Origin of the sequence: Mesorhizobium sp. (assembly GCF_005063415.1) — a bacterium.
In the GTDB taxonomy this organism is placed as follows: Bacteria; Pseudomonadota; Alphaproteobacteria; order Rhizobiales; family Rhizobiaceae; genus Mesorhizobium.
The window spans coordinates 23,217-29,708 of the sequence record NZ_SUEG01000066.1 but is presented as its reverse complement, the minus strand read 5'-3'; the positions used below and the strand labels follow the sequence as shown (position 1 = coordinate 29,708).

Here is a 6,492-nt window from a genome sequence, read left to right as displayed (position 1 = left end):
AACGTCCGCGGCCCCATTCCGCTGCCGACGCGGATCGAAAAGTTCACGGTCAACCGGTCGCCTCACGTCGACAAGAAGAGCCGCGAGCAGTTCGAGATGCGCACGCACAAGCGTCTGCTCGACATCGTCGACCCGACCCCGCAGACGGTCGATGCTTTGATGAAGCTCGACCTGGCCGCCGGTGTCGATGTCGAGATCAAGCTCTAAGGAACCAGAGGTCAGCGGGGCGACCCGGAACTCTGAAGGAACAAGAGGCGTGGAGGGGCGACAGCCCCGACAGGGAACTCTAAAGGAATTGAACCGATGCGTTCAGGTGTGATTGCAAAGAAGGTGGGAATGACCCGCATCTACAACGATGCCGGGGAACATGTTCCCGTCACTGTTCTCCAGATGGAGAACTGCCAGGTCGTGGCGCAGCGCACGCAGGAGAAGAACGGCTATACCGCCGTCCAGCTCGGCGTTGGCCTTGCCAAGGTGAAGAACACGTCGAAGGCGATGCGCGGCCATTTCGCGACCGCTTCCGTCGAGCCGAAGGCCAAGGTTGCCGAGTTCCGCGTCTCCGCCGACAACATGATCGATGTCGGCGCCGAGATCACCGTCGAGCATTTCGTCGTCGGCCAGAAGGTCGATGTGACAGGAACCACGATCGGCAAGGGCTTCCAGGGCGTCATCAAGCGGCACCACATGGGTGGCGGCCGCGCGACGCACGGCAACTCGGTGTCGCACCGTACACACGGCTCGACCGGCCAGCGCCAGGATCCGGGCAAGGTGTTCAAGGGCAAGCATATGGCCGGCCACATGGGTGACACCCGCGTCACCACGCAGAATGTCGAGGTCGTCTCGACCGACGCCGATCGCGGCCTGATCCTGATCCGCGGTGCGGTCCCAGGTTCGAAGGGTGCATGGATCCTGGTTCGCGACGCGGCCAAGGTAGCGCTTCCGGCCAATGCGCCGAAACCCGCCGCGATCCGCGCCGTTGCGACTGACGGTGCCGCCACGAACGAGGCCCCGGCCACAGAGGGAGCGGAATAATGGACCTCAAGATTACAACGCTTGGCGGCAAGGACGCCGGCAAGCTGAAGCTCTCCGAAGAGATTTTCGGCCTTGACCCGCGCGAGGACATCTTGCAGCGCGTCGTGCGCTGGCAGCTTGCCAAGAAGCAGCAGGGCACGCACAAGGCCAAGGGTCGCGCGGAAATCGCGCGCACCGGCGCCAAGATGTACAAGCAGAAGGGTACCGGCCGCGCCCGTCACCATTCGGCTCGCGCTCCGCAGTTCCGCGGCGGCGGCAAGGCCCACGGCCCGGTCGTGCGCAGCCACGAGCACGATCTGCCGAAGAAGGTTCGTGCGCTCGGTCTCAAGCATGCGCTTTCGGCCAAGGCCAAGAGCGCGTCGATCATCATCATCGACGAGCTGAAGCTGACCGAGGCCAAGACCAAGGCACTGATCGCGAATTTCGCGACGCTGGGCCTGAGCAACGCCCTGGTGATCGGCGGCGCCGAGCTTGACAAGAATTTCAAGCTGGCGGCGACCAACATCCCGAACATCGACGTGCTGCCCATCCAGGGCATCAACGTCTACGACATTCTGCGCCGCGGCACGCTGGTCCTTTCCAAGGCCGCCGTCGAGGCTCTCGAGGAGCGCTTCAAATGACCGACCTTCGTCACTACGACGTGATCGTCTCGCCGGCGATCACCGAAAAGTCGACCATGGCTTCTGAGCAGAACCAGGTCGTCTTCAATGTCGCCAAGAAGGCGTCGAAGCCGGAAATCAAGGCCGCCGTCGAAGCGCTGTTCGGCGTCAAGGTGATGGCCGTGAACACGCTTGTCCGCAAGGGCAAGATCAAGCGCTTCCGCGGCACGATCGGCCGCCAGAGCGACGTCAAGAAGGCGGTTGTGACGCTGGCCGACGGCCAGTCGATCGACGTCGCGACGGGTCTCTGAGCAAGGTCGCGAGGACAGAACAATGGCACTGAAAAAATTCAACCCGGTAACGCCGAGCACCCGTCAGCTGGTCATCGTCGACCGCTCGGGCCTCTACAAGGGCAAGCCCGTCAAGGGCCTGACCGAAGGCCTGACCAAGTCGGGCGGCCGCAACAATTACGGCCGCATCACGGCCCGCTTCATCGGCGGCGGTCACAAGCGCACCTACCGTATCATCGACTTCAAGCGCCGCAAGTTCGACGTCGTCGGCACGGTCGAGCGCATCGAATACGATCCGAACCGCACCGCCTTCATCGCGCTGATCAAGTATGACGATGGCGAACTGTCCTACATCATCGCCCCGCAGCGTCTGGCTCCCGGCGACAAGATCGTGGCCGGTGAATCGGTCGACGTGAAGCCGGGCAATGCGATGCCGCTGGCCTCGATGCCGGTGGGCACGATCGTCCATAATATCGAGCTGAAGCCCGGCAAGGGCGCTCAGGTCGCCCGATCGGCCGGTGGTTATGGCCAGCTCGTCGGTCGCGACCAGGGCATGGCGATCCTGCGCCTCAACTCGGGCGAGCAGCGTGTCGTCCACGGCTCCTGCATGGCCACTGTCGGTGCCGTGTCCAACCCGGACCACGGCAACATCAACGACGGCAAGGCAGGCCGCACCGTGTGGCGCGGCAAGCGTCCGCACAATCGCGGCGTGACCATGAACCCGGTCGACCATCCACATGGCGGCGGCGAAGGCCGCACTTCGGGTGGCCGCCATCCGGTTTCGCCCTGGGGCAAGCCGACCAAGGGCAAGAAGACGCGGTCCAACAAGGCGACCGACAAGTTCATCCTGCGCTCGCGCCATCAGCGCAAGAGCTAAGAAGAGGTAACGCCAAGTGACTCGTTCGATTTGGAAAGGCCCCTTCATCGACGGCTACCTTCTGAAGAAGGTGGACAAGGTTCGTGAAGGTGGTCGCAATGAGGTGATCAAGATGTGGAGCCGCCGCTCCACCATCCTGCCGCAGTTCGTCGGCTTCACCTTCGGTGTCTACAACGGCCAGAAGCACGTTCCCGTCTCGGTGAACGAGGACATGGTCGGTCACAAGTTCGGTGAATTCGCTCCGACCCGGACCTATTACGGTCACGGCGCGGATAAGAAGGCGAAGAGGAAATAATCATGGGCAAGGCCAAAGCTCCGCGCAGGCTTGCTGACAACGAAGCGCGCGCCGTGTTGCGCACGATCCGTATCAGCCCGCAGAAGCTGAACCTGGTTGCCGCGCTGATCCGCGGCAAGAAGGTCGCGACAGCGCTTTCCGACCTCGAATTCTCGGCCAAGCGGATTTCCGGCACGGTCAAGAAGACGCTGGAATCGGCGATCGCCAACGCGGAAAACAACCACGACCTCGACGTCGATGCGCTGATTGTGGCGGAAGCCTATGTCGGCAAGTCGATCGTCATGAAGCGGTTCCATGCCCGTGGCCGTGGTCGCGCCAGCCGTATCGAGAAGCCGTTCTCGCACCTCACGATCGTCGTTCGTGAAGTCGAAGAAAAAGGGGAGGCCGCATAATGGGCCAGAAAGTCAATCCGATCGGTCTGCGTCTCGGCATCAACCGCACCTGGGATTCGCGCTGGTTCGCGAACACCGGCGAGTACGGCAAGCTGCTGCACGAGGACATCAAGATCCGCAAATATCTTGAGAAGGAACTCAAGCAGGCTGCAATCTCGAAGGTCGTGATCGAGCGTCCGCACAAGAAGTGCCGCGTCACCATCCATGCGGCGCGTCCGGGCCTGATCATCGGCAAGAAGGGCGCCGACATCGAGAAGCTTCGCAAGAAGCTGATGGAGATGACCAAGTCCGAGACGCATCTGAACATCGTCGAAGTGCGCAAGCCGGAGATCGACGCGACCCTGGTTGCCCAGTCGATCGCCCAGCAGCTCGAGCGCCGCATCGCGTTCCGCCGCGCCATGAAACGCGCCGTGCAGTCAGCGATGCGCCTCGGCGCCGAAGGCATCCGCATCAACTGCGCCGGCCGTCTCGGCGGCGCCGAGATCGCGCGCATGGAATGGTATCGTGAAGGCCGCGTGCCGCTGCATACGCTGCGCGCCGACGTCGACTACGGCACGGCCGAGGCGAATACGGCCTACGGTATCTGCGGCGTCAAGGTCTGGGTGTTCAAGGGCGAGATCCTCGAGCACGACCCGATGGCTTCGGAACGCCGCGCCACCGAGGGCGATCATGCGCATGGCGGTGGTGGTGAGCGCGAACGCGGTCGCCGTCGCGAAAACGCGTAAGACATTTAGGAATTTGGAGTTAGAACGATGCTGCAGCCAAAGCGCACAAAGTTCCGCAAGCAGTTCAAGGGCCGCATCCACGGTACCGCCAAGGGCGGCACCAACCTGGATTTCGGTGGTTTCGGGCTGAAGGCGCTTGAGCCGAACCGCGTCACCGCGCGTGAGATCGAGGCGGCCCGCCGCGCGATCACCCGCGAGATGAAGCGTGCCGGCCGCGTGTGGATCCGTATCTTCCCGGACGTGCCGGTGACGTCGAAGCCGACCGAAGTCCGCATGGGTAAGGGCAAGGGCGCGGTCGACTACTGGGCGGCACGCGTCAAGCCGGGCCGCATCATGTTCGAGATCGACGGCGTCAACGAGGAAACCGCCCGTGAGGCGCTGCGTCTCGGCGCGGCCAAGCTCTCGGTCAGGACGCGCTTCGTACAGCGCATCGCAGAATAAGGACGGGCTGATCATGAAAGCCGAAGACATCCGGACCAAGACCCAGGACCAGCTGACCGACGATCTGGCCAGCCTGAAGAAGGAGCAGTTCAACCTGCGCTTCCAGAAGGCCACCGGCCAGCTTGAGAAGACCGCGCGCGTGAGGCAGGTCCGCAAGGACATTGCGCGTATCAAGACCATCGCTGCGGAAAAGTCCGCGGCCAAGAAGGCTTAAGGACGAAAACCATGCCAAAGCGCATTCTGCAGGGCACCGTCGTCAGCGACAAGAACGAGAAGACGGTTGTCGTCAAGGTCGAACGGCGCTTCACGCATCCCGTGATGAAGAAGACCGTGCGCATGACCAAGAAGTACAAGGCGCACGACGAGAACAACGCCCACAAGGTCGGCGATCAGGTGTTCATCCAGGAATCGAAGCCGATTTCCAAGGACAAGCGCTGGGTCGTGGTGTCTTCGGACCAGGCCTGATCAGGGCGAACGAAACGAATTTTGGACAGACCGGGGAGGGGTGAGAAACCCGTCCCGTTAGAAAAGAAGAAGGCGGCCAGTCATGATTCAGATGCAAACAAACCTCGACGTCGCGGATAATTCCGGCGCCCGTCGTGTCATGTGCATCAAGGTGCTGGGCGGCTCGAAGCGGAAATACGCTTCCGTGGGCGACATCATCGTGGTGTCGATCAAGGAAGCCATCCCGCGCGGCCGCGTCAAGAAGGGCGATGTGATGAAGGCGGTCGTGGTTCGCACGGCCAAGGACATCCGCCGCCCGGACGGCAGCGTGATCCGTTTCGACAAGAACGCAGCCGTTCTCGTCGACAACAAGAAAGAGCCGATCGGCACGCGTATCTTCGGACCGGTTCCGCGCGAACTCCGCGCCAAGAACCACATGAAGATCATCTCGCTCGCGCCTGAAGTGCTGTAAGGAGCCGGACCAATGCAAAAGATTAGAAAAGGCGACAAGGTCGTCGTGCTGGCCGGCAAGGACAAGGGCCGTTCGGGCGAAGTCCTCTCGGTACAGCCGAAGGACGACACCGCGCTGGTGCGCGGCGTCAACCTGATCCGTCGTCACCAGAAGCAGTCCCAGTCCCAAGAGGGCGGGATCATCACCAAGGAAGCGCCGATCCAGCTGTCGAACATCGCGCTGGCCGACCCCAAGGATGGCAAGCCGACCCGCGTCGGCTTCATCTTCCAGAAGGACGGCAAGAAGGTGCGCGTCGCCAAGCGCTCGGGAGAAGTCATCAATGGCTAAGGCTCAAACCAAGCAGGCAACTGCCCAGAACACGCCGCGCCTCAAGCAGGTCTACAACGAGACCATTCGCAAGGCGCTGCAGGAGCAGTTCGGCTACGAGAACGAGATGCAGGTTCCGCGCATCGACAAGATCGTGCTGAACATGGGCGTCGGCGAGGCGACCGGCGATTCGAAGAAGCCTTCGATCGCGGCGGAAGACCTTGCGATGATCGCCGGCCAGAAGGCCGTCGTCACCCGCGCCCGCAACTCGATCGCCGGCTTCAAGGTTCGCGAGAAGATGCCGATCGGCGCCAAGGTCACGCTGCGCAAGGAACGCATGTACGAGTTCCTCGATCGTCTCGTGAACATCGCACTGCCGCGCGTCCGCGACTTCCGCGGACTTAATCCGAAGAGCTTCGATGGCCGTGGCAACTATGCCATGGGCATCAAGGAACACATCGTGTTTCCGGAGATCAACTACGACAAGGTTGATCAGATCTGGGGCATGGACGTCATCGTTTGTACGACTGCGAAGACGGACGACGAAGCCAGGGCATTGCTCAAGGCCTTCAACTTCCCCTTCCGCCAGTAACGGCAGCGAGAAAAGGAAAAATCTGAA

14 protein-coding genes are annotated in these 6,492 nt (G+C 62.1%); all 14 read left to right on the top strand.

What is annotated here, in order from left to right; translation table 11 throughout:
• On the top strand, positions 1-207 hold a 207-nt coding region (rpsJ, locus tag E5W70_RS18285), incomplete at its 5' end, for a 30S ribosomal protein S10 (RefSeq protein ID WP_292660442.1).
• 96 nt (positions 208-303) lie between these two features.
• Entirely contained in the window at positions 304-1,032 is a 729-nt protein-coding gene (rplC, locus tag E5W70_RS18280) for a 50S ribosomal protein L3 (protein WP_023675141.1), read from the top strand.
• Positions 1,032-1,652, top strand: a complete 621-nt coding sequence (rplD, locus tag E5W70_RS18275; protein WP_023675140.1) for a 50S ribosomal protein L4 — start codon at positions 1,032-1,034, stop codon at positions 1,650-1,652. The genes rplC and rplD overlap by 1 nt, the downstream gene beginning before the upstream one ends.
• On the top strand, positions 1,649-1,942 hold the full coding sequence (locus E5W70_RS18270) for a 50S ribosomal protein L23 (protein ID WP_006205465.1): 294 nt from the start codon (positions 1,649-1,651) through the stop codon (positions 1,940-1,942). Before rplD ends, E5W70_RS18270 begins: the two co-directional genes overlap by 4 nt.
• A 22-nt stretch (positions 1,943-1,964) precedes the next feature.
• Positions 1,965-2,798 carry a 50S ribosomal protein L2 gene (gene rplB, locus E5W70_RS18265; RefSeq protein WP_023675138.1) on the top strand — a complete coding sequence of 278 codons (834 nt, stop codon included), beginning with the start codon at positions 1,965-1,967 and terminating at the stop codon, positions 2,796-2,798.
• A gap of 16 nt (positions 2,799-2,814) precedes the next feature.
• Complete coding sequence (gene rpsS, locus E5W70_RS18260) at positions 2,815-3,093, top strand: 30S ribosomal protein S19 (protein ID WP_006205463.1); 279 nt, start codon at positions 2,815-2,817, stop codon at positions 3,091-3,093.
• A gap of 2 nt (positions 3,094-3,095) precedes the next feature.
• Positions 3,096-3,485, top strand: a complete 390-nt coding sequence (rplV, locus tag E5W70_RS18255) for a 50S ribosomal protein L22 (RefSeq protein ID WP_006205462.1) — start codon at positions 3,096-3,098, stop codon at positions 3,483-3,485.
• Entirely contained in the window at positions 3,485-4,210 is a 726-nt protein-coding gene (gene rpsC / locus E5W70_RS18250) for a 30S ribosomal protein S3 (RefSeq protein WP_023675137.1), read from the top strand. The genes rplV and rpsC overlap by 1 nt, the downstream gene beginning before the upstream one ends.
• Before the next feature lie 27 nt (positions 4,211-4,237).
• Positions 4,238-4,651, top strand: a complete 414-nt coding sequence (rplP, locus tag E5W70_RS18245) for a 50S ribosomal protein L16 (protein ID WP_006205460.1) — start codon at positions 4,238-4,240, stop codon at positions 4,649-4,651.
• 13 nt (positions 4,652-4,664) lie between these two features.
• Positions 4,665-4,865, top strand: coding sequence for a 50S ribosomal protein L29 (gene rpmC / locus E5W70_RS18240; RefSeq protein ID WP_006205459.1), 201 nt, complete (start codon positions 4,665-4,667; stop codon positions 4,863-4,865).
• Between the two features lie 11 nt (positions 4,866-4,876).
• The gene (rpsQ, locus tag E5W70_RS18235) at positions 4,877-5,116 is read left to right on the top strand and encodes a 30S ribosomal protein S17 (protein WP_023675136.1); all 240 of its coding nucleotides are present in this window, start codon (positions 4,877-4,879) and stop codon (positions 5,114-5,116) included.
• A gap of 82 nt (positions 5,117-5,198) precedes the next feature.
• Positions 5,199-5,567, top strand: a complete 369-nt coding sequence (gene rplN, locus E5W70_RS18230) for a 50S ribosomal protein L14 (RefSeq protein WP_006205457.1) — start codon at positions 5,199-5,201, stop codon at positions 5,565-5,567.
• 12 nt (positions 5,568-5,579) lie between these two features.
• Positions 5,580-5,894, top strand: coding sequence for a 50S ribosomal protein L24 (gene rplX, locus E5W70_RS18225; RefSeq protein ID WP_254817150.1), 315 nt, complete (start codon positions 5,580-5,582; stop codon positions 5,892-5,894).
• Complete coding sequence (gene rplE / locus E5W70_RS18220; protein ID WP_008875670.1) at positions 5,887-6,465, top strand: 50S ribosomal protein L5; 579 nt, start codon at positions 5,887-5,889, stop codon at positions 6,463-6,465. Before rplX ends, rplE begins: the two co-directional genes overlap by 8 nt.
• Positions 6,466-6,492 lie beyond the last annotated feature (27 nt).